The organism is Streptomyces pallidus (ex Mingjun et al. 2026) (assembly GCF_051550185.1).
Lineage (GTDB): Bacteria > Actinomycetota > Actinomycetes > Streptomycetales > Streptomycetaceae > Streptomyces.
The window spans coordinates 3,206,423-3,226,488 of record NZ_CP196181.1 but is presented as its reverse complement, the minus strand read 5'-3'; the positions used below and the strand labels follow the sequence as shown (position 1 = coordinate 3,226,488).

Sequence of the window (20,066 nt, the reverse complement as noted above, 5' to 3'; positions counted from 1 at the left end):
GATGAGCGGGACGGGGCACGCGGTGGCTGCGGACGGTGTGGACGGCGCGGCGGGGGAGGCGGAGCGGCTGCGCCGGTGGCGGATGGTGCTCGGCGGGGGCGAGGCGGACGGCACCGGGTGCGCCCTGACCGGCCGGGACGCCGGGATGGACGCCGCGCTCGGCGCCCTCTACGGCGGCGGGGCGTCCGGCGGGCAGCGCCGGGCGTCCGGGGAGCGGTCCGCGGGGCTCGGCGGCTCCGCTCCGTCGGTGGCCCGCTGGCTCGGCGACATCCGCACGTACTTCCCCGCCCCCGTCGTCCAGGTGATGCAGCGCGACGCCATCGAGCGGCTCGGCCTGTCCGCGCTGCTGCTGGAGCCGGAGATGCTGGAGGCCGTCGAACCGGACGTGCACCTGGTCGGCACGCTGCTCTCCCTCAACAAGGCGATGCCCGAGACGACCCGGGAGACGGCCCGGGCCGTGGTCCGCAAGGTGGTCGAGCAGCTGGAGAAGAAGCTGGCCGCGCGGACCCGGGCCACCGTCGGCGGCGCCCTCGACCGGTCCGCGCGCACCAGCCGCCCCCGGCACGCCGACATCGACTGGAACCGGACCGTCCGGGCGAACCTGAAGAACTACCTTCCCGAGCACCGGACGGTCGTCCCCGAGCGGCTGATCGGGTACGGCCGTGCGGCCCAGTCGGTGAAGAAGGAGGTGGTCCTCTGCATCGACCAGTCGGGGTCGATGGCGGCCTCCGTCGTCTACGCCTCCGTCTTCGGGGCGGTGCTGGCCTCGATGCGCTCGATCGCGACCCGCCTCGTCGTCTTCGACACCGCCGTCGTCGACCTGACGGATCAGCTCGACGATCCGGTGGACGTCCTCTTCGGCACCCAGCTCGGCGGCGGCACCGACATCAACCGCGCGCTGGCGTACTGCCAGTCGAAGATCACCCGCCCTGCCGACACGGTCGTCGTCCTGATCAGTGATCTCTACGAGGGCGGCATACGCAACGAGATGCTGCGACGCGTGGCGGCGATGAAGGCGGCGGGGACCGAGTTCGTGGCACTGCTCGCGCTGTCCGACGAGGGCGCCCCCGCCTACGACCGGGAGCACGCCGCGGCCCTGGCGGCCCTGGGCGCCCCGGCCTTCGCCTGCACCCCCGACCTGTTCCCGGAGGTCATGGCGGCGGCCCTGGAGAAGCGCCCCCTCCCGACGCCCTGACCGGCGGCCCGACGGGCGCCCTGAGCAGTGGCCCGATCGGAGGCCGACCGGTGGCTCGATCCGTGCCCGACCGGGCCCGGCGGCACATCGGCGGATCGCACGAATGTGCGGCCCTACCCTGAGCGGATCTGTGACAGGTATCACCGCTCAGGTGTGATCTGCGATTTAGGGAGGCAGGTGTCCCGGGGATAACCTGCGGGACGGACATGCCGCGTCCACGGTCACCGTGTGCGCATCCCCTGTGACAGCGCCGTCACGTTGCCCTCCGCGGCACGCCCACGCAGACAACCGCGAATTACTGCGAATCTTTGAAGACAAGGGACGGACGCGCGTGGACCTGTTCGAGTACCAGGCGAGGGACCTCTTCGCCAAGCACGGTGTACCGGTGCTGGCCGGTGAAGTGATCGACACGCCTGAGGCGGCTCGCGAGGCCACCGAGCGGCTGGGCGGCAAGTCTGTCGTCAAGGCGCAGGTGAAGGTCGGTGGCCGCGGCAAGGCCGGCGGCGTCAAGCTGGCCGCCACCCCGGACGAGGCCGTCGCCCGCGCGACGGACATCCTGGGCATGGACATCAAGGGCCACACGGTCCACAAGGTGATGATCGCGGAGACCGCTCCGGAGATCGTCGAGGAGTACTACGTCTCCTACCTGCTGGACCGCACCAACCGCACCTTCCTGGCCATGGCCTCGGTCGCCGGCGGCATGGACATCGAGGAGGTCGCCGCGACGACCCCCGAGAAGCTCGCCAAGGTCCCGGTCAACGCCAACGAGGGCGTCTCCATCGAGAAGGCCCGCGAGATCGTCGCGCTGGCCCAGTTCCCGGCCGACGTCGCCGAGAAGGTGGCCGAGGTCCTGGTCACCCTGTGGGACACCTTCGTCGCCGAGGACGCGCTCCTCGTCGAGGTCAACCCCCTGGCCAAGGTCGCCTCCGGCGACGTCATCGCCCTCGACGGCAAGGTCTCCCTGGACGAGAACGCCGAGTTCCGTCAGCCGTCCCACGAGGAGCTCGTGGACAAGGCCGCCGCCAACCCGCTGGAGGCCGCTGCCAAGGAGAAGGGCCTCAACTACGTCAAGCTCGACGGCGAGGTCGGCATCATCGGCAACGGCGCGGGTCTCGTCATGAGCACCCTGGACGTCGTCGCGTACGCCGGTGAGAACCACGGTGGCGTCAAGCCCGCCAACTTCCTGGACATCGGCGGTGGCGCCTCCGCCGCCGTCATGGCGAACGGTCTCGAGATCATCCTCGGCGACCCGGACGTCAAGTCCGTCTTCGTCAACGTCTTCGGCGGCATCACCGCCTGCGACGAGGTCGCCAACGGCATCGTCCAGGCCCTGCAGCTGCTCAAGGACAAGGGCGAAGAGGTCACCAAGCCGCTCGTCGTCCGCCTCGACGGCAACAACGCCGAGCTGGGTCGCAAGATCCTCTCGGACGCCAACCACCCGCTGGTCCAGCGCGTGGACACCATGGACGGCGCGGCCGACAAGGCCGCCGAGCTCGCTGCGGCTGCGAAGTAAAGGGACGAGGTCACAGACTCACCATGGCTATCTTCCTCAACAAGGACAGCAAGGTCATCGTCCAGGGCATGACCGGTGCCACGGGCATGAAGCACACCAAGCTGATGCTCGCCGACGGCACGAACATCGTCGGTGGCGTGAACCCGCGCAAGGCCGGCACCACCGTCGACTTCGACGGCACCGAGGTCCCGGTCTTCGGCTCGGTCGCCGAGGCGATGGAGAAGACGGGCGCCAACGTCTCCGTCCTCTTCGTCCCGCCGGCCTTCGCCAAGGCCGCCGTCGTCGAGGCCATCGACGCCGAGATCCCGCTGGCCGTCGTCATCACCGAGGGCATCGCGGTCCACGACTCCGCCGCCTTCTGGGCGTACGCGTCCGCCAAGGGCAACAAGACCCGCATCATCGGCCCGAACTGCCCGGGTCTGATCACCCCCGGCCAGTCCAACGCCGGCATCATCCCGGGCGACATCACCAAGCCCGGCAAGATCGGCCTCGTGTCCAAGTCCGGCACGCTGACCTACCAGATGATGTACGAGCTGCGCGACATCGGCTTCACCTCCGCCGTCGGCATCGGTGGCGACCCGGTCATCGGCACCACGCACATCGACGCCCTGGAGGCCTTCGAGGCCGACCCCGACACCGAGCTGATCGTCATGATCGGTGAGATCGGCGGCGACGCCGAGGAGCGCGCGGCGGACTTCATCGCGAAGAACGTCACCAAGCCGGTCGTCGGCTACGTCGCGGGCTTCACCGCTCCCGAGGGCAAGACCATGGGCCACGCCGGCGCCATCGTCTCCGGCTCCTCCGGCACGGCGCAGGCCAAGAAGGAGGCCCTGGAGGCCGCCGGTGTCAAGGTCGGCAAGACCCCGACCGAGACCGCGAAGCTGGCCCGCGAGATCCTGAACGGCGCGAAGTAACCCTTCTGCCGTCCGGGCGACCTTGCGTACGGGCGTGGCCCGCATCCCTCCGGGGGTGCGGGCCACGCCCTTTTCCCGGCGCCCTATCCGGCGAGCGGGGCGAGCCGGGCGGGCCCGGCGGCCGGGTCGTCCCGCAGCTTGTCGTGGAGCTGTCTGCGCTCCTCGGTGAGCTGCTGGGGGCCGCTCAGCGGGGGCACCCCGGACACGCTGACGCCGGGCGAGACCGGGGCCTCGTACCGGGTGGGCGCGGTCGACAGGGTGTACGAGGTCGCGACGGTGATCATCGCGGTCATGCCGACGACGGCGCGGGTCCAGCGCCGCGTGCGGCGCTCGGCGGTGCCGCGGACGGCGGCCGCCGGACGCGGCACCAGCGGCACGCCCGGTTGCAGGGCGCCGAGCCGCTGCTCCAGCAGGGCGAGCCGATCCTCGGGCGGGGCACCGGCCAGTTCGGGGACACGGGCGGCGAGCTCGTCGTGGGCGTTCAGGAGGCGGATGCCGGCGGTGGGGGTGCTGGCCTCGGTCTCGGCGGCGGTGTCGGGGAGGTCGAGGCCGACGCCGTGGTAGAGCAGCACGGTGCGCCGGTGGATCGGCGACAGCTCCAGCAGGGCGTCCATCAGGATCCGGTCGTCCGGGTCGCCCGCGTCGCCCGCGGCACCCCGGCCGTACCGGCCGTCCCGGGCGTCCGGGTCGTCCGGGTCGTCCGGGTCGTCGGGGTCCGGATCGAGGGGGTCCTGGACGCCGCGGCGGAGCCGGTGCCAGGGGGAGAGGGCGTAGTCGTACGCGACCGCGCGCACCCACCCGGCCGGTTCGGGATCGGTGGCGACCTCGGGCCAGCGCGCCCAGGCCTGCTGGAACGCCCGCTCCACGGCCTCCAGGGCGAGGAAGCGGCGCCCGGTCAGCAGATAGGTCTGCCGGACGAGCCCGGGCGCGGTCTGCCGGTACAGCGCATCGAACGCGCCGCGGGGCCCCGCGGGGGGCTCCCCGGTCGCGTCCGGCCCGCCGTGCGCGCCGGGCGGTTCGGCAAGGCGGGTCGACGGACCCCGGTGTGACGGGGGGTCCGCCGGAGGCGGGGGCGGGAAGCGGGTGTTGTCCGGCTCCTCGACGCTCTCTGTCATGCCACACTCCCGGCGATGCCGAAAAAGTACATAAACGTATCTTTAGCGACACAGCGGACATTCGCCTATTAACCGCCCATATCGCGTGTCGTTGTGCACCATGACGGGGTGACACAAGTGACCGAACGCGGAACTCCGTTGCGGCCCGGGCCCCGCCACGCCGCGGCCCGGCGGCGGCGCCGCTCGCCCGAGGCGGCCGCCTGCGTACTGGGCGGCGCGCTGGCCGCCGGGCTGGGGCTCGGTTTCCTCGCCGTGCTCGTCATCGTGCTGTGGATCAGCTCCCCGTACCCCGACAGCGGACCCGGCGGGGCCCTGCACCTGGCCGCCGGCCTGTGGCTCCTCGCCCACGGCACCGAACTGGTCCGCTACGACACCCTGTCGGGGGTGCCGGCCCCCGTCGGGGTGACCCCGCTGCTCCTCATCGGGCTGCCCGCGCTGCTCATGCGCCGCGCCGGCCGCCTCGGCAGCGCCTCCGGCGACGCGCGCGCCGACGCCGGCAACGAAGCCGATGCCAGTGCCGACGCCGGCAGTGGTGCCGGCGGGGTCGGTGGTTCCGGCGGAGTCGGTGGTTCCGGTGGCGAGGGCGGTGGCGGTGCTCCGCCCGACGGCGGACTGCCCGCGAGCGCCGTCTTCTCCGCGGTGCTCTGCGGGTACCTGGCCGTCGGCTCCCTGGCCACGGTCTACGCGGCCGCCGGCCCCATGCCCGCGAACCCGCTCAGTGCCGCCTGGCACGTCCCGCTCGTCGCGGTGCTCGCCGCCGGCGCCGGGGTGTGGGCCGCCAGGGGCCACCCGGTCGGACCGCTGCCCCGCCGGGTCCCCGCGGCCGTGCGCAGGGCGGTGGCCCGCCCCCGCTACGCGGTCGCACTGCGGGCCGGGGCGGCCGGGGCGCTCGTCCTGGTCGGCGGGGGCGCCCTGCTGGTCGGCTTCTCGCTCGGCTGGCACGGCCGGGCGGTCGAGGACGGGTTCCTGGCACTGACCAGCGTGTGGTCGGGCCGGTTCGCGGTCCTGCTGCTCGCGCTCGCACTGCTCCCGAACGCGATGGTGTGGGGCGCGGCGTACTCCCTCGGGCCCGGGTTCTCCCTCGGCAGCGGGGTGAGCGCCACCCCGCTCGGTTTCGCCGGATCGCCCGCGCTGCCGGACTTCCCGCTGCTGGCGGCGCTCCCGCCACAGGGGCCGGGAACCCCGCTGACCTGCGCGACCGCGGTGGTTCCGGTGGTGGCCGGGCTGGTGGTCGGCTGGTTCGCGGTACGCCGGCCGCGTGAGGTCTCGTACGGGGAGACGGCCCTGACGGCGGCCCTGGGAGCGCTGGTGTGCGGGCTGGTGATGGCCGGGCTCGCGGCGGCCTCGGGCGGCCCGCTGGGTTCGGGCGAGCTGGCGCGGTTCGGGCCGGTGTGGTGGGCGACCGGCGCGGCGGCCTGCTGCTGGGCGCTGCTGCCCGCCGTGCCGCTGGCGGTGTCGGTGCACGCCTGGCGGATGCGGCCGGTCCGACGGGCGGAGCCCGCCGAGGACGACGCGTGGCACGCGGCCGGGGTGCGGGAGATCCGCTGGGAGGCGCTGCGGCGGGCGGCGGACGCCCTGGTCCCCGACCTCCCGCAGGACCCGGCCGCCCGGCCCGGGGCCGCCGCCGACGACCGGTCCGCGGCTACCGCCCCGGCGGTCGGGGGCACCCCGCCGCCACCCCCATCCGCACCCGTGCCGGCACCCACACCGGCACCCGCACCGGAACCCGCATCCGCACCCGGTTCTGCGACGGCGCCCGATCGTGGGGACGGCGCGGCCAAACGGCCCCGCCCGTTCACCCTCGTGACGGGACTTCACCTGGACCTGGACCAGTTCCCGTCCCCGGTGCGGCAGGTGGCTGCCGCCCCGGAGCTGCGGGAGCATCCGGTGCCCCCGGTGGCGGGCGCCCGGGTGCTGCCCCGCCGCAGACCCCCGGCCTGACCGGCTACGGGCGGACCTTCAGGATCTCGCCGAGGGCGTTGTCCGGCAGCAGCGCGTTGCACTGGAGTTCCGCCTGCTTGGTCAGGGCGTCGTCGCGGCAGATGTAGAAGTCCTTGTACGCGAGCTGCACCCCGTACGAGCCCAGCGCCAGCAGGATCGCCAGGCCGGCCGTGACCAGCCCGCTCACCGCGGCCGCGCGCTGGGGGCCGGCCGCGGGCCCCAGCGCCGCGAGCCCGCCCCGGGCCGCCTGCTCCGGGGTGGCGCCGCCGACCGCGCCGCTGTTCGCGCCGCCGGCCGCGGTGCCCGTCAGGGCCGCGACCGCGTCGGTCCGCGCCGGGGCGGGCCGGCCGCGCAGGCCGCTGACGCCCCAGTACACCGCGAGCGCGCCGAGCAGCAGTCCCACCGACGGGATCCCGAAGATCCCGAAGAAGAAGCCCCACATGCCGGCGAGCAGCGCGTAGCGGGCGCGCCGCTGGACCGGGTCCGTCGGGTCCCAGCGCGCCGGTCCGCCGGGTCCGCCACCTGGTGCACCCGGACCGGCCCCCGGGTCCTGGCCCGGGCGGCCGCCGTCGCCGCCGCGCGGTTGCCACGGCTGGTCGGGCCGGCCCTCCGGGGGCGCCGCGAAGGGGTTGTCGTCGGTGGAGGAGTCGGGCTGACGGCGGTCCGGCATCGAGTGCGTTACTTCCCCTGTGTCGTGGACGCCGGCGCGTCCGGCCGGGGCCGGGGCGGCGGCGTCGAGATGCGTCGCGGGTGGTCGTGCGCGGCGCGTCGGGGGTTGCGCGGCCCCCTCGACACCGCACCGTTCGCGGCTTGTATGCCAGACGCTACCCCTCGGCCGTCCCCCCGTCCCGCGGGGGCCGTCCCGTGTGCCGGTATCGTTGCAGGCGGTCGGTGGCTTCGTAGGGTCCCCCGTAAAACAGGGCATCGAAGTTTCGTATGACCACACAAAAACGAACGACGATCTACGCGAGAAAGGGCCTCCCATGGCCGCCTCCCGCCTGGTCGTGCTGGTCTCCGGCTCCGGCACCAACCTCCAGGCCCTGCTCGACGCCATCGACGCCCACCCCGGCGGAGCCGAGGGCTTCGGGGCCGAAGTCGTCGCCGTGGGGGCCGACCGCGACGACATCGCCGGCCTCGCACGCGCCGAGAAGGCCGGTATCCCCACCTTCGTGTGCCCGGTCAAGGCCCATGCGAGCCGCGCGGAATGGGACGTCGCGCTCACCGCGGCGACCGAAGAGCACGCGCCGGACCTCGTCGTCTCCGCCGGGTTCATGAAGATTCTGGGCAAGACGTTCCTCGACCGCTTCGGCGGTCGCATCGTCAACACCCACCCCGCCCTCCTCCCGGCCTTCCCCGGGGCCCACGGCGTCCGGGACGCCCTCGCCTACGGCGTGAAGGTCACCGGCTGCACCGTCCACTTGGTGGACGCGGGCGTGGACACCGGTCCGATCATCGCCCAGGGTGTGGTCGAAGTCAGGGACGAGGACGACGAAGCCGCTCTCCATGAGCGCATCAAGGAAGTCGAGCGCAAGCTGCTCGTCGACGTCGTGGGGCGCCTGGCCCGGCACGGCTACCGCATTGAGGGACGAAAGGTAACAATCCAGTGACCGCCGCAGAGAGCAGCACCACCTCGTCGAAGCGACCGATCCGGCGCGCCCTCGTCAGCGTCTACGACAAGACGGGACTGGAGGAGCTGGCCCGCGGCCTGCACGAGGCGGGTGTCTCCCTCGTCTCCACCGGCTCCACCGCCTCCCGGATCGCCGACGCCGGCGTGCCCGTCACCAAGGTCGAGGAGCTGACCGGCTTCCCCGAGTGCCTGGACGGCCGGGTCAAGACCCTGCACCCGCGCGTCCACGCCGGGATCCTCGCCGACCTGCGCCTCGACAGCCACCGCGAGCAGCTCGCCGAGCTGGGTGTCGAGCCCTTCGACCTGGTGGTCGTCAACCTCTACCCGTTCCGGGAGACCGTCGCCTCCGGCGCCACCCCCGACGAGTGCGTCGAGCAGATCGACATCGGCGGCCCGTCCATGGTGCGCGCCGCCGCGAAGAACCACCCGTCCGTCGCCGTCGTCACCAGCCCGGCCCGGTACGCCGACGTCCTCGCGGCCGCCAAGGCCGGCGGCTTCGACCTCGGCGCCCGCAAGCGGCTGGCGGCCGAGGCCTTCCAGCACACCGCCGCCTACGACGTGGCCGTCGCCTCCTGGTTCACCAACGCGTACGCCCCGGAGCCGGAGGCCGTGCTGCCCGAGTTCCTGGCCGGCGCCTGGGACCGCAAGGCCGTCCTGCGCTACGGCGAGAACCCGCACCAGGCCGCGGCCCTCTACACCGACGGGCAGCCGGGCGGGCTCGCCAACGCCGAGCAGCTGCACGGCAAGGAGATGTCCTTCAACAACTACGTGGACACCGAGGCCGCCCGCCGCGCCGCCTACGACCACGACGAGCCCTGCGTCGCGATCATCAAGCACGCCAACCCGTGCGGCATCGCGATCGGCGCGGACGTCGCCGAGGCCCACCGCAAGGCCCACGCCTGCGACCCGCTGTCCGCCTTCGGCGGCGTCATCGCCGTCAACCGGCCGGTGACCGTCCAGCTCGCCGAGCAGGTCGCGGAGATCTTCACCGAGGTCATCGCCGCCCCCGCCTACGAGGAGGGCGCGCTCGCGATCCTGTCCAAGAAGAAGAACATCCGCGTGCTGCGCGTCGACGGCAGCCCGCACCAGCCCGGCGACCTCAAGCCGATCTCGGGTGGCGCGGTGCTCCAGCAGAGCGACGTGTTCCAGGCCGACGGCGACGACCCGAAGCACTGGACGCTGGCCACCGGCGAGGCCCTCGCCCCGGAGGAGCTCGCCGAGCTCGCCTTCGCGTGGAAGGCCTGCCGGGCCGTGAAGTCCAACGCGATCCTGCTCGCCAAGGAAGGCGCCTCGGTGGGCGTCGGCATGGGCCAGGTCAACCGCGTGGACTCCGCCAAGCTGGCCGTCGAGCGGGCCGGCGCCGAGCGCGCGCAGGGCTCGTACGCCGCCTCCGACGCCTTCTTCCCGTTCCCGGACGGGCTGGAGATCCTGACCGCGGCGGGCGTCAAGGCCGTGGTGCAGCCGGGTGGTTCGGTCCGTGACGAGCAGGTCGTCGAGGCCGCCAGGGCGGCGGGCGTGACCATGTACTTCACCGGCACCCGCCACTTCTTCCACTGAGCAACGGCACCTACGGCGAAGGCCGCGCCCCGCGACTGCTGCGGGGCGCGGCCTTCGCCGTGCGCGGGGGCGGTGCCCCCGCGGGGCGTCAGTACTGCGGGCGGCCGAAGTAGGCGCTGGCGGCCGAGTTCGCCAGGCCGACGATGACCCAGATGCCCAGCGCCAGCGAGATCAGCGAGAAGACCATCGAGACGACCATGGCGGGGGCGCCGTCGGCGGCGCTGATCGCGGCGAGGTTGGTGAGCACGCTGAGGCCGGCGAAGAGCGCCTGGACCGCGCCGAAGGCGATGCCGGAGCCGCGGACGCCGCCGCGGCCCTTGGCCATCTTGGCGGCGGTCAGGATCGGCCACAGGGAGAAGGCGATGACGATGATCCCGATGACGGCGAAGGCGCCGCCCGCGACCGCTCCCGCGTCGCTCGTCGTGGAGCTGGAGGAGTCCGAGAGGGCCGAGGCGAAGACGGCGCCGCCCAGCAGCATCAGCAGGCCGCCCAGGACCTGGAGGATGCCGAGGATCCAGAGGATGGTGCGGGCCGCCTTCACCCCGCCCGGCATGGGTGTCTGGCCGCCGGGCGCCGGGAAGCCGCCCCCGGGGTAGGACGGGTAGGCCTGCGGGGTCTGCTGCGGGTAGGCGTAGCCGCCCTGCGGCTGCTGGGGGTAGCCGTAGCCGGGCTGGCCCTGCTGTTGCCCGTACGGGTTGTTCGGGTCGCCGTAGCTCATCTTCGGGTGTTCCTCCGTGGAAGTGCGGGGACGCACGGCACGGCACGGAGGTGGTTCTGCGTTTACGTGCGGCCCGCCCCCCGGCTCTGCCCGCGGCACTCTTTCCCGTCATCGTCGGCTGACCGGGCCGGACTTGTCCAGCCGGTTGTGCGACGGCGTCGTCACTTGTTGTGCAAGTGCAACGAACGGTGCAAGCCTGTGACGTGGGGGAGGGGCTGCGAGTGGAACCGGGGCCGCCCCATCCGGGAGGATGGACACATGACCGCCCAGATTCTCGATGGCAAGGCCACCGCGGCCGCGATCAAGTCCGAACTGACCGCCCGTGTGGCGGCCCTCAAGGCCCGGGGCGTCACCCCCGGACTCGGCACCCTGCTGGTCGGCGACGACCCGGGCAGCCGCTGGTACGTCAATGGAAAGCACAAGGACTGCGCCGAGGTCGGCATCGAGTCCATCCGCCGCGAACTGCCCGCCACGGCCACCCAGGAGGAGATCGAGGCGGTCGTCCGCGAGCTGAACGAGGACCCTGCCTGCACCGGCTACATCGTCCAACTCCCGCTGCCCAAGGGCATCGACACCAACCGCGTGCTGGAGCTGATGGAGCCGGCGAAGGACGCCGACGGCCTGCACCCGATGTCGCTGGGCCGGCTGGTCCTGAACGAGCCGGGGCCGCTGCCCTGCACCCCCTACGGCATCGTCGAGCTGCTGCGCCACCACGGTGTGGAGATCAACGGCGCCCACGTCGTGGTCGTCGGCCGCGGCATCACGGTCGGCCGCTCGATCGGCCTGCTGCTCACCCGCAAGTCCGAGAACGCGACCGTCACCCTGTGCCACACCGGTACCCGCGACCTGTCCGGGATCCTGCGCCACGCCGACATCGTCGTCGCGGCGGCCGGCGTCCCGCACCTGGTCAAGCCGGAGGACATCAAGCCGGGTGCGGCCGTCCTCGACGTGGGCGTCAGCCGCGACGAGGACGGCAAGATCGTCGGCGACGTGCACCCCGGTGTCGCCGAGGTCGCCGCGTGGATCTCCCCGAACCCGGGCGGCGTCGGCCCGATGACCCGCGCCCAGCTCCTCGTCAACGTCGTCGACGCGGCCGAACGGACGGCGACCAGTGCGGGCTGAGCACGACGCCGAGGCCGGGACCGGGGCCGAGGCCGGGACCGGGGCCGAGGCCGGGACCGGGGCCGAGGCCGGGACCGGGACCGGGGCCGAGGGGGCGGCGGAGCAGACGCCGAGGTCGCGCCGCTTCCCCTCCGTCACGCAGGACACGGCCCGCCCCGAGGGCGCGGGCCGGGCCGGGCCGGGGGACGCGCTCGCGGCCCGTCAGTGGCCGATGCTCAGCGTGCTCGCCGCGACCGCGATCGGGCTGCTGCTCACCGCGCTGGACCAGGCGCGGGTCGGCTGCCTGGTCATCGGCGTGGCCCTGCTGGGCGCCGCGGTGCTGCGGCGCGTCCTGCCGGACGTGGGCATGCTCGCCGTGCGCTCCCGGTTCACGGACATGATCACGTACGGCCTGCTGGGCGCGGCGATCACGCTGCTCGCACTGGTGGTCGCGCCCAAGCCGTGGCTGGACGTCCCGTTCCTGGAGGACGCGGTCCGCTTCACCGTCCGCTGACCCGCGGGCAGGTCCGGCGACCGCCCCACCAGCGGCGCCGGACCCAGCGGATCCACCCGTCCGGATGACCGGGGCGGGCGAATTGCGGGGGCGTGTACGGCTGCTCGCCTTCGAACTCCCGGCCCGTGTGCCACGGACCACACGGACCGGGGGGTTGGGGCCCTTGGGAGTCGGATAGCCTGACGCCGGATGTCTCTTCACGTCAAGATTCGCAGGGAAGCGGCGTCCGCCAGCACATGGGGCAGGGACGCCCCACCCACAGCTGTCTAACGGAGAAGGCCATGACCCGCACTCCTGTGAATGTCACCGTCACCGGCGCCGCCGGCCAGATCGGCTACGCGCTGCTCTTCCGCATCGCCTCCGGTCACCTGCTCGGCGCGGACGTGCCGGTCAAGCTCCGCCTGCTGGAGATCCCCCAGGGCATGAAGGCCGCCGAGGGCACCGCCATGGAGCTCGACGACTGCGCCTTCCCGCTGCTGAAGGGCATCGACATCTTCGACGACCCGAACAAGGGCTTCGAGGGTGCGAACGTCGCCCTGCTCGTGGGCGCCCGCCCGCGCACCGCCGGCATGGAGCGCGGCGACCTGCTCTCCGCCAACGGCGGCATCTTCAAGCCGCAGGGCAAGGCCATCAACGACCACGCCGCGGACGACATCAAGGTCCTCGTCGTCGGCAACCCGGCCAACACCAACGCCCTGATCGCCCAGTCGGCCGCGCCGGACGTACCGGCGGAGCGCTTCACCGCGATGACCCGCCTGGACCACAACCGCGCGATCTCGCAGCTGGCCGCCAAGACCGGTGCCGCCGTCTCCGACATCAAGCGCCTGACGATCTGGGGCAACCACTCCGCCACCCAGTACCCGGACATCTTCCACGCGGAGATCGCCGGCAAGAACGCCGCCGAGGTCGTGGCCGACGAGGCGTGGCTGGCCGACACCTTCATCCCGACCGTCGCCAAGCGCGGCGCGGCCATCATCGAGGCCCGTGGCGCGTCCTCGGCCGCCTCCGCCGCCAACGCCGCCATCGACCACGTCCACACCTGGGTCAACGGCACCGCCGAGGGCGACTGGACCTCCATGGGCATCCCGTCGGACGGCTCCTACGGCGTCCCGGAGGGTCTCATCTCCTCCTTCCCGGTGGTCTGCAAGGACGGCAAGTACGAGATCGTCCAGGGCCTGGACATCAACGAGTTCTCCCGCGTCCGCATCGACGCCTCGGTGCAGGAGCTCTCCGAGGAGCGCGACGCGGTCCGCGAGCTCGGCCTCATCTGATCCGGACCCGATCACGGCGAAGGCCCCGGCGCACTGCGCGCCGGGGCCTTTCCCGTTCCCTCCGTTCCCCCAGTTCCCCGTCGCCCCCGTTCCCCGTTCCCCGTCGGGGGTCGCCTCAGTGGTGCCTGCCCGGGGTGTAGTGGCCGGGGACCATGCGGGTGGTGACGGCGAAGCGGTTCCACACGTTGATCGTCGCGATCACGGCGATCAGCTGGGCCAGCTCCTTCTCCTCGAAGTGCTTCGCGGCCTTCTCGTACACCTCGTCCGGCACGAAGCCGTCCGTCAACACGGTCACCGCCTCGGTCAGTTCGATCGCGGCGACCTCCTTCTCGGTGTAGAAGTGCCGCGACTCCTCCCAGGCGCTGAGCTGGACGATCCGCTGCAGGCTCTCGCCCGCGGCCAGCGCGTCCTTCGAGTGCATGTCCAGGCAGAACGCGCAGTGGTTCAGCTGCGAGGCGCGGATCTTGACGAGCTCCACCAGGAGCGGGTCCAGGCCCTTCTTCGACGCAACCTCCAGGGCGACGATCGCCTTGTAGACCTCGGGCACGTGCTTGGTCCAGCCCATGCGGGGGGTGTGCTCGGCGGCGTAGTCGGTGCTGTGGTCGTGAGTCGTGGTCATGCCCCCACCCTAGGGCGCAGGCGGCCCGCGGATATGGTCCATGTTCATGACGGAATCGTGGGCCAATCTCGGGGCCGACCTGCATCTGGACCTGTCCGCCGGGCGCGGCCTGCGGGCCGGCCTCACCGAGGCGTTGCGGGACGCCGCGCGCAGCGGCCGGCTCGCTCCCGGAACCCGGTTGCCGTCCTCGCGGTCGCTCGCCGCCGACCTCGGGATCGCGCGCAACACGGTCGCGGAGGCCTACGCCGAACTGGTCGCCGAGGGCTGGTTGACGGCCCGCCAGGGCTCGGGGACCCGGGTCGCGGAGCGCGCACGGCCCCGCCGGTCCGCGGCGGCCGCGGCCCGCGTCCGGCCGCCGGCGCGCCGGGGGGCCGCGCACAGCCTGCTGGCCGGTACCCCGGACCTGGGCGGGTTCCCGCGCGCGGCCTGGCTGGCGGCGGCCCGGCGGGCGCTGACGGACGCCCCGAACGAGGCCTTCGGCTACGGGATCGACCAGCGCGGCCGGGTCGAGCTGCGCGAGGCGCTGGCCGGCTACCTGGCGCGGGCGCGCGGGGTGTACGCCGACCCGGACCGGATCGTGCTGTGCTCCGGCTTCGCGCACGGGCTGTCGGTGCTGGCGCGGGTGCTGCGGGCGCGCCGGGTACGGGAGGTGGCGGTGGAGGGGTACAGCCTGGGCGAGCACCGCGAGCTGCTGACCCGGGCCGGGCTGCGGACGGCCCCGCTGACGGTGGACGGGGCGGGCGCCCGCACCCCGGAGCTGTCCGCCGGCGACGCGGGGGCGGTGCTGCTCACGCCCGCCCACCAGTTCCCGACCGGGGTGGCGCTGACCGCGGCCCGGAGGGCGGCGGCGGTCGACTGGGCCCGGACCACGGGCGGGTTGATCCTGGAGGACGACTACGACGGGGAGTTCCGCTACGACCGCCAGCAGGTCGGCGCCCTCCAGGGGCTCGACCCCGACCGGGTGGTGTACTTCGGCACGGCGAGCAAGTCCCTGGCCCCGGGGCTGCGGATGGGCTGGATGGTGGTGCCGCCGGGGCTGCTGGAGGAAGTCCTCGCGGCCAAGGGCCGGTTCGACTGGGCGTCGAGCGCCCTGGACCAGCTGACCCTGGCGGAGTTCATCCGTTCGGGTGCGTACGACCGCCACGTGCGCGGCATGCGGCTGCGCTACCGGCGCCGCCGGGACGAGCTGCTGGCGGCGGTGTCGGGGCGGGTCGCCGTCTCGGGCATCGCGGCGGGCCTGCACGCGGTGCTGGACCTCCCGGCGGGGGCGCAGGACGCGGTACTGCGGGCGGCGGCCTGGCACGACGTGGCCCTGGAGACCCTGTCCCGCTACGCCCACCCGGACGCGGTGGAGCCGCCGCGGGAGGCACTGGTCGTCGGCTACGGAACCCCCTCGACGAGCGCCTGGTCCGCCTCCCTGGCGGCCCTGGCGGCCTGCCTGCCCTGACGGTCCGGCGCCGGCCGCGGCACTACGGGGCGCTCCCCGCCGCCGGACCCGGCCGCGGTTGCGGACCCGGACCCGGACCCGGCCCCGGGAGTTCGCCGAAGCGGGCCAGGGCCAGCGCTCCGGACACGGCCACGACGAAGCCGAGGACCGCCAGCCAGGTCAGGCCCTCGCGGGTGCGGTCCCCGAGCCAGACGACCCCGACCACCGCGGGGCCGATCGTCTCGCCCAGCACCATGCCCGCCGTGGCCACCGTGACCGAGCCGCGCTGCAGCGCCGAGGTCAGCAGCAGGAAGGCCGCGCCCCCGCCGAGCAGGAGCGCGTACAGGGCGGGGTTGCGCAGTTCGGCGGGGGAGAAGCCGTCGACGAGGCGCACCGCGACCTCCACCACCCCGAAGCCCGTCCCGGCGGCCAGGCCCAGGACCAGTGCCCGCGCGCGGTCCGGCAGGCCGCCGCAGAGCGCGCCGACGGCGAGCACCCCGCCCGCGGTCAGCAGCAGGCCCAGCTCCAGTGCGAACGAACCCTGCCCGGGGCCCTCTTCGCCCGCGGACAGCGCCAGCATGGCGAGCCCCGCGCACACCACGCCCACCGCGGACCACTCTGTCCCGCTCAGCCGCATCCGCAGCATCCGCGCCGCGACCACCGCCGTGACCGCGAGGCTCGCGGCCAGGGCGGCGCCCACCGCGTAGATCGGGATGCGCCGCAGGGCGATGATCTGGAGCACGAACCCGGCGGCGTCCAGTCCCAGACCGGCCAGATACCGCCACTGGCGCACGGCGCGTAGCAGCAGCGCGGTGTCCACGCCGGATCCGGACCCGGGCTCGACGGCCCGGGTGCCGACCGCCTGCAGGACCGACGCCGTGCCGAAGCAGACCGCGGCTCCGAGGGCGCAAACCATACCGATCAGCACGAATCGACTCTAGATCATGGAGTCTCGGTGACGGTTTCGACGGCCGGATTCCATCCCTTCGATGCCCCGTTCTAGTCTGTCGGCCATGGACAGCAGCAGTGGCAGCACCACCCGACGCATGCGCTCCGGCGGCGTCGCCCTCGGCGGCATGGGCCTGCTCGCCGCAGCGCTCGTCGCCTGCGGCAGCAGCAGCGAGCCGGACAAGCGCTGCGCCGACCGCGTGACCCTGGAGAAGCTCAACACCAAGGAGTGCAGGAGCGGCGGCCGCGGGTCGTACTACTACGGCGGCACCGTCACCAACAACAGGGTCGGCGGTGGGAGCTTCGACAAGTCGGCCGTCAAGACCGGCGGCATCGGCGGCGGCAAGAGCTCCAGCGGAGGCTGAACCCGTGCAGCGCCACACCATCGAGCCGCGGCCGGACTGGCAGAGGACCGTCGAGGAGCAGGGGCTCGTCTACCCCCTCACCCGCTACCCCGACGACTCCCTGCGTCCGTACTGGGACGAGAGCGCCTACTACTCCTTTTCGCTGCCCGAGGTCGAGGCGCTGGAGAACGTCGTCGAGGAACTGCACGCCATGTGCCTGGCCGCGGCCGCGCACATCGTCGAGCACGACCGCTTCGCCGACCTCGGCATCACCGACCCGAAGCTCGCCGCGATGATCGCCGAGTCCTGGCGGCGCCGTGCCGAGCAGCCTTCCCTGTACGGCCGCTTCGACCTGCGCTACGACGGCTCCGGCAGCCCCGCCAAGATGCTGGAGTACAACGCCGACACCCCCACCTCCCTGGTGGAGGCGGCCAGTCCGCAGTGGTTCTGGATGGAGGAGCGCTTCCCGGGCGCCGACCAGTGGAACTCCCTGCACGAACGGCTCGTCGACGCCTGGCGACGGCAGGCGGAGCTGCTGCCGCCCGGCCCGGTGCACTTCGCGCACTCCGCGGCCGACGAGCTCGGCGAGGACCTGATGACGGTGGCCTACCTCCAGGAGACCGCCGAGCAGGCGGGCCTGGACACCGAGGCGCTGTCCGTCGAGCAGATCGGCTGGGACACCCTCTCGGGCCGGTTCGTCGACCAGCACCTGCGGTTCATCCGCGGCATCTTCAAGCTCTACCCGTGGGAGTGGCTGGCCGCCGACGAGTTCGGCCCGCACGTCCTGGACACCTACGACCAGGGTGGCGGCTCCGGCACCACGTGCTGGATCGAACCGCTGTGGAAGATGCTGCTGTCCAACAAGGCGCTGCTGGCGATCCTGTGGGAGCTCTTCCCGGAACACCCCAACCTGCTGCCCGCCTACCTCGACGGCCCCCGCGAACTGGCCGACACCACCGGCTTCGCGGCGAAGCCGCTGCTGGGCCGCGAGGGCGCAGGCGTCAGCCTGCACACCCCCGGCGGCGAGCCGTTCACCCCGGCCGAGGGCGAGCGGTACGTCTACCAGGGGCTGGCCCCGCTGCCCGACTTCGACGGCAACCGGGTCGTGCTCGGTGCCTGGGTCGTCGAGGAGGAGGCCGCGGGCCTGGGGATCCGCGAGTCCGCGGGGCCCGTCACGGACGAGTACGCCCGCTTCCTTCCGCACGTCATCCTCTAGTGCCGTCGCCGGGGGGCCTGCCCGCCCCGGCTAACCTCGCCGCATGGGTACGGACATCACGGTCCTGGCGGTCGACTGGGCGCACCTCGTGCGGATCCCGCCGGACGAGCGGCTCGCCGTGTTGCAGGAGTCGGCGTACCCGGACGACGACGGGGACGGCGACGCCCCGGTCCCCGACGCGGGCTGGGTGTGGCCGGCCGAGCCGGACGGGGCCTGGCTCGGCCGCTACGAGTTCGCCGGCACGCTCGGCTCGTACAAGCCGCACTTCCGGGCCGCGGAGGCGTGGGAGGACGTCCGGGGCGCCGCCGATCCCGCGCTGCGGGCGGCCCTGGACGCGTTCCTGAGCGCGCTGGTCTGGTCGGGGCCCGACCCCGGGACCGACGCCGAGCACGTGGAGCCCGGGCTGTTCCCCTCCCTCGCCCCGCTGTGGCGGTCGGGGCCGCTCGTCGCCCGCGGGCCGGACGCCGTGGCCCGGCTGGGCCGCGACTGGCGGGAGATCGCGGTGGCCCTGCCGAGCCTGCGCGAGCCGTACGCGCGCCACGTCGCGGTCCCAGGGGGGTGGATCGCGGACTTCGACGCGTTCACCGGGCTGCTGTCGGGCTGGGCCGAGGTGGTCGGGGAGGCCGAGCGGCGCCGGTGGGGGCTGGTCGCGCTGCCGCTCTGACGGCTCCCGGCCGGGCGCCCCCGTACGCCGTTCTTCCCCGCCGGCGGACCCTCCGGCGGGCCCGGCGCGGCACACCACCGCGCCGGGCCCGCCGGGGCGGTCCGTCAGCTGGCGGCGAGGACCGCGCGCAGCTGGTCCAGGCCCCAGTCCAGGTCCTCCTTGCTGATCACCAGCGGCGGGGCGATGCGGATCGTGGCGCCGTGCGTGTCCTTGACCAGGACGCCCCGCTCCATCAGCCGTTGCGAGACCTCCCGGCCCGTGCCGTGGCCGGGCTCGATGTCCACGCCGGCCCACAGGCCGCGGCCGCGTACGGCGGTCACCGCGCCCCCGCCGGCCAGCAGGTTCAGCTCCCGGTGCAGGTGGTCGCCGAGTTCGGCGGCGCGCTGCTGGTACTCGCCGGTCCGCAGCATCGCGACGACCTCCAGGGCGACCGCGCAGGCGAGGGGGTTCCCGCCGAAGGTGGAGCCGTGCTCGCCGGGCTTGAAGACGCCGAGCACGTCCCGGTCGGCGACGACGGCCGAGACCGGCACCACGCCGCCGCCCAGCGCCTTGCCGAGGACGTAGACGTCCGGCACGACCTCCTCGTGGTCGCAGGCGAAGGTGCGGCCCGTGCGGCCCAGCCCGGACTGGATCTCGTCCGCCATGAACAGCACGTTCCGCTCGCGCGTGAGCTCCCGTACGCCCCGCAGGTAGCCGGCCGGGGGCACCAGCACCCCCGCCTCGCCCTGGATCGGTTCCAGCAGCACGGCCACCGTGTTGGAGGTGATGGCGTGGGCGAGGGCGGTGAGGTCCCCGTACGGGACGATCTCGAACCCCGGGGTGTACGGCCCGAAGTGGTCGCGGGCCTCGTGGTCGGTGGAGAAGCTCACGATGGTCGTCGTCCGGCCGTGGAAGTTGTCGGACGCCACCACGATCTTGGCGTGGCCGTCGGGTACGCCCTTGACCTCGTACCCCCACTTCCGGGCGGTCTTCAGCGCCGTCTCCACGGCCTCCGCGCCCGTGTTCATCGGCAGCACCATCTCCTTGCCGCACAGCTCGGTGAGGGCGGTGCAGAACTCGGCGAACCGGTCGTGGTGGAAGGCCCGCGAGGTCAGCGTGACCCGCTCCAACTGCGCCCGCGCCGCGTCGAGCAGACGGCGGTTGCCGTGGCCGAAGTTGAGCGCCGAGTAGCCCGCGAGCATGTCGAGGTAGCGCCGGCCCTCCACGTCGGTCATCCACGCACCCTCCGCGGTCGCCACGACCACGGGCAACGGGTGGTAGTTGTGCGCACTGTGGGCCTCGGCGGCGGCGATGGCATCTGCAGTGGTCGACACGGGGTCTCCGATCGTCGTCAGCGGGCGGGGTGCGGTGACACGGTGGTGTCACCTTGTATACGGCTATACG

At 73.4% G+C, this 20,066-nt stretch carries 19 protein-coding genes; 13 read left to right on the top strand and 6 right to left on the bottom strand.

Going from position 1 to position 20,066, the window contains the following annotated elements; translation table 11 throughout:
* The first annotated feature begins 1 nt into the window (after nucleotide 1).
* The 3 genes from ACSHWO_RS13850 (at nucleotide 2) to sucD (ending at nucleotide 3,622) form a co-directional block, all read left to right on the top strand.
* A complete protein-coding gene (locus tag ACSHWO_RS13850; RefSeq protein WP_438312125.1) occupies nucleotides 2–1,195 on the top strand; it encodes a VWA domain-containing protein in 1,194 nt (397 codons plus the stop codon).
* Nucleotides 1,196–1,526: 331 nt separating this feature from the next.
* Entirely contained in the window at nucleotides 1,527–2,708 is a 1,182-nt protein-coding gene (gene sucC / locus ACSHWO_RS13845) for an ADP-forming succinate--CoA ligase subunit beta (protein ID WP_361093620.1), read from the top strand.
* 23 nt (nucleotides 2,709–2,731) lie between these two features.
* Nucleotides 2,732–3,622, top strand: coding sequence for a succinate--CoA ligase subunit alpha (gene sucD, locus ACSHWO_RS13840; protein WP_361093617.1), 891 nt, complete (start codon nucleotides 2,732–2,734; stop codon nucleotides 3,620–3,622).
* 83 nt (nucleotides 3,623–3,705) lie between these two features.
* On the opposite strand, the gene ACSHWO_RS13835 is transcribed toward sucD, so the two are convergent.
* The gene (locus ACSHWO_RS13835) at nucleotides 3,706–4,737 is read right to left on the bottom strand and encodes a hypothetical protein (protein ID WP_438312123.1); all 1,032 of its coding nucleotides are present in this window, start codon (nucleotides 4,735–4,737) and stop codon (nucleotides 3,706–3,708) included.
* 108 nt (nucleotides 4,738–4,845) lie between these two features.
* On the opposite strand from ACSHWO_RS13835, the gene ACSHWO_RS13830 reads away from it, so the two are divergent.
* Entirely contained in the window at nucleotides 4,846–6,678 is a 1,833-nt protein-coding gene (locus tag ACSHWO_RS13830; protein ID WP_438312121.1) for a cell division protein PerM, read from the top strand.
* Nucleotides 6,679–6,682: 4 nt separating this feature from the next.
* On the opposite strand, the gene ACSHWO_RS13825 is transcribed toward ACSHWO_RS13830, so the two are convergent.
* Entirely contained in the window at nucleotides 6,683–7,348 is a 666-nt protein-coding gene (locus ACSHWO_RS13825; protein ID WP_438312119.1) for a hypothetical protein, read from the bottom strand.
* Between the two features lie 313 nt (nucleotides 7,349–7,661).
* Here ACSHWO_RS13825 and purN point away from each other — a divergent pair, with 313 nt between their 5' ends.
* Nucleotides 7,662–8,285: a phosphoribosylglycinamide formyltransferase gene (gene purN, locus ACSHWO_RS13820; RefSeq protein WP_361093605.1), complete on the top strand. Its 624-nt coding sequence runs from the start codon at nucleotides 7,662–7,664 to the stop codon at nucleotides 8,283–8,285.
* Nucleotides 8,282–9,862 (top strand): bifunctional phosphoribosylaminoimidazolecarboxamide formyltransferase/IMP cyclohydrolase, encoded by a 1,581-nt coding sequence (gene purH, locus ACSHWO_RS13815; protein ID WP_438312116.1) that lies wholly within the window; start codon nucleotides 8,282–8,284, stop codon nucleotides 9,860–9,862. Before purN ends, purH begins: the two co-directional genes overlap by 4 nt.
* 88 nt (nucleotides 9,863–9,950) lie before the next feature.
* Here the strand turns inward: purH and ACSHWO_RS13810 are convergent, their stop codons facing one another.
* Nucleotides 9,951–10,580, bottom strand: coding sequence for a hypothetical protein (locus tag ACSHWO_RS13810; protein WP_361093599.1), 630 nt, complete (start codon nucleotides 10,578–10,580; stop codon nucleotides 9,951–9,953).
* A 258-nt stretch (nucleotides 10,581–10,838) separates the two neighbouring features.
* Here ACSHWO_RS13810 and ACSHWO_RS13805 point away from each other — a divergent pair, with 258 nt between their 5' ends.
* The 3 genes from ACSHWO_RS13805 to ACSHWO_RS13795 all read left to right on the top strand — a co-directional run bounded on the left by ACSHWO_RS13805 (nucleotide 10,839) and on the right by ACSHWO_RS13795 (nucleotide 13,466).
* Complete coding sequence (locus ACSHWO_RS13805; RefSeq protein WP_361093596.1) at nucleotides 10,839–11,702, top strand: bifunctional methylenetetrahydrofolate dehydrogenase/methenyltetrahydrofolate cyclohydrolase; 864 nt, start codon at nucleotides 10,839–10,841, stop codon at nucleotides 11,700–11,702.
* Nucleotides 11,692–12,195 (top strand): DUF3017 domain-containing protein, encoded by a 504-nt coding sequence (locus tag ACSHWO_RS13800; protein ID WP_438312114.1) that lies wholly within the window; start codon nucleotides 11,692–11,694, stop codon nucleotides 12,193–12,195. Before ACSHWO_RS13805 ends, ACSHWO_RS13800 begins: the two co-directional genes overlap by 11 nt.
* Nucleotides 12,196–12,476: 281 nt before the next feature.
* On the top strand, nucleotides 12,477–13,466 hold the full coding sequence (locus tag ACSHWO_RS13795; RefSeq protein WP_385847676.1) for a malate dehydrogenase: 990 nt from the start codon (nucleotides 12,477–12,479) through the stop codon (nucleotides 13,464–13,466).
* Between the two features lie 115 nt (nucleotides 13,467–13,581).
* Here ACSHWO_RS13795 and ACSHWO_RS13790 read toward each other — a convergent pair whose 3' ends face one another.
* Complete coding sequence (locus ACSHWO_RS13790; RefSeq protein ID WP_361093584.1) at nucleotides 13,582–14,085, bottom strand: carboxymuconolactone decarboxylase family protein; 504 nt, start codon at nucleotides 14,083–14,085, stop codon at nucleotides 13,582–13,584.
* Nucleotides 14,086–14,131: 46 nt separating this feature from the next.
* Between ACSHWO_RS13790 and ACSHWO_RS13785 the strand changes: the two genes are divergently transcribed.
* Nucleotides 14,132–15,532, top strand: coding sequence for a PLP-dependent aminotransferase family protein (locus ACSHWO_RS13785; protein ID WP_438312111.1), 1,401 nt, complete (start codon nucleotides 14,132–14,134; stop codon nucleotides 15,530–15,532).
* Between the two features lie 22 nt (nucleotides 15,533–15,554).
* On the opposite strand, the gene ACSHWO_RS13780 is transcribed toward ACSHWO_RS13785, so the two are convergent.
* Nucleotides 15,555–16,427 (bottom strand): hypothetical protein, encoded by an 873-nt coding sequence (locus tag ACSHWO_RS13780; protein ID WP_438319082.1) that lies wholly within the window; start codon nucleotides 16,425–16,427, stop codon nucleotides 15,555–15,557.
* A gap of 97 nt (nucleotides 16,428–16,524) precedes the next feature.
* Between ACSHWO_RS13780 and ACSHWO_RS13775 the strand changes: the two genes are divergently transcribed.
* The 3 genes from ACSHWO_RS13775 to ACSHWO_RS13765 are packed head-to-tail and all read left to right on the top strand — an operon-like array spanning nucleotide 16,525 to nucleotide 18,683.
* Nucleotides 16,525–16,824, top strand: coding sequence for a hypothetical protein (locus ACSHWO_RS13775; protein WP_361093578.1), 300 nt, complete (start codon nucleotides 16,525–16,527; stop codon nucleotides 16,822–16,824).
* A 4-nt stretch (nucleotides 16,825–16,828) separates the two neighbouring features.
* Nucleotides 16,829–18,019: a glutathionylspermidine synthase family protein gene (locus tag ACSHWO_RS13770; protein ID WP_438312108.1), complete on the top strand. Its 1,191-nt coding sequence runs from the start codon at nucleotides 16,829–16,831 to the stop codon at nucleotides 18,017–18,019.
* Nucleotides 18,020–18,062: 43 nt separating this feature from the next.
* Nucleotides 18,063–18,683, top strand: a complete 621-nt coding sequence (locus tag ACSHWO_RS13765; protein ID WP_385847666.1) for a hypothetical protein — start codon at nucleotides 18,063–18,065, stop codon at nucleotides 18,681–18,683.
* A gap of 104 nt (nucleotides 18,684–18,787) precedes the next feature.
* On the opposite strand, the gene rocD is transcribed toward ACSHWO_RS13765, so the two are convergent.
* On the bottom strand, nucleotides 18,788–19,996 hold the full coding sequence (gene rocD, locus ACSHWO_RS13760; protein ID WP_438312106.1) for an ornithine--oxo-acid transaminase: 1,209 nt from the start codon (nucleotides 19,994–19,996) through the stop codon (nucleotides 18,788–18,790).
* Nucleotides 19,997–20,066: the final 70 nt, after the last annotated feature.

Coding starts and splice junctions, on each gene's coding strand:
- ACSHWO_RS13765 (WP_385847666.1), top strand. CDS start 18,063: ATGGGTACGGACATCACGGTCCTGGCGGTCGACTGGGCGCACCTCGTG.
- ACSHWO_RS13795 (WP_385847676.1), top strand. CDS start 12,477: ATGACCCGCACTCCTGTGAATGTCACCGTCACCGGCGCCGCCGGCCAG.
- ACSHWO_RS13850 (WP_438312125.1), top strand. CDS start 2: ATGAGCGGGACGGGGCACGCGGTGGCTGCGGACGGTGTGGACGGCGCG.
- ACSHWO_RS13825 (WP_438312119.1), bottom strand. CDS start 7,348: ATGCCGGACCGCCGTCAGCCCGACTCCTCCACCGACGACAACCCCTTC.
- sucD (WP_361093617.1), top strand. CDS start 2,732: ATGGCTATCTTCCTCAACAAGGACAGCAAGGTCATCGTCCAGGGCATG.
- ACSHWO_RS13810 (WP_361093599.1), bottom strand. CDS start 10,580: ATGAGCTACGGCGACCCGAACAACCCGTACGGGCAACAGCAGGGCCAG.
- ACSHWO_RS13790 (WP_361093584.1), bottom strand. CDS start 14,085: ATGACCACGACTCACGACCACAGCACCGACTACGCCGCCGAGCACACC.
- ACSHWO_RS13805 (WP_361093596.1), top strand. CDS start 10,839: ATGACCGCCCAGATTCTCGATGGCAAGGCCACCGCGGCCGCGATCAAG.
- ACSHWO_RS13775 (WP_361093578.1), top strand. CDS start 16,525: ATGGACAGCAGCAGTGGCAGCACCACCCGACGCATGCGCTCCGGCGGC.
- ACSHWO_RS13835 (WP_438312123.1), bottom strand. CDS start 4,737: ATGACAGAGAGCGTCGAGGAGCCGGACAACACCCGCTTCCCGCCCCCG.
- ACSHWO_RS13780 (WP_438319082.1), bottom strand. CDS start 16,427: ATGGTTTGCGCCCTCGGAGCCGCGGTCTGCTTCGGCACGGCGTCGGTC.
- ACSHWO_RS13785 (WP_438312111.1), top strand. CDS start 14,132: ATGACGGAATCGTGGGCCAATCTCGGGGCCGACCTGCATCTGGACCTG.
- purN (WP_361093605.1), top strand. CDS start 7,662: ATGGCCGCCTCCCGCCTGGTCGTGCTGGTCTCCGGCTCCGGCACCAAC.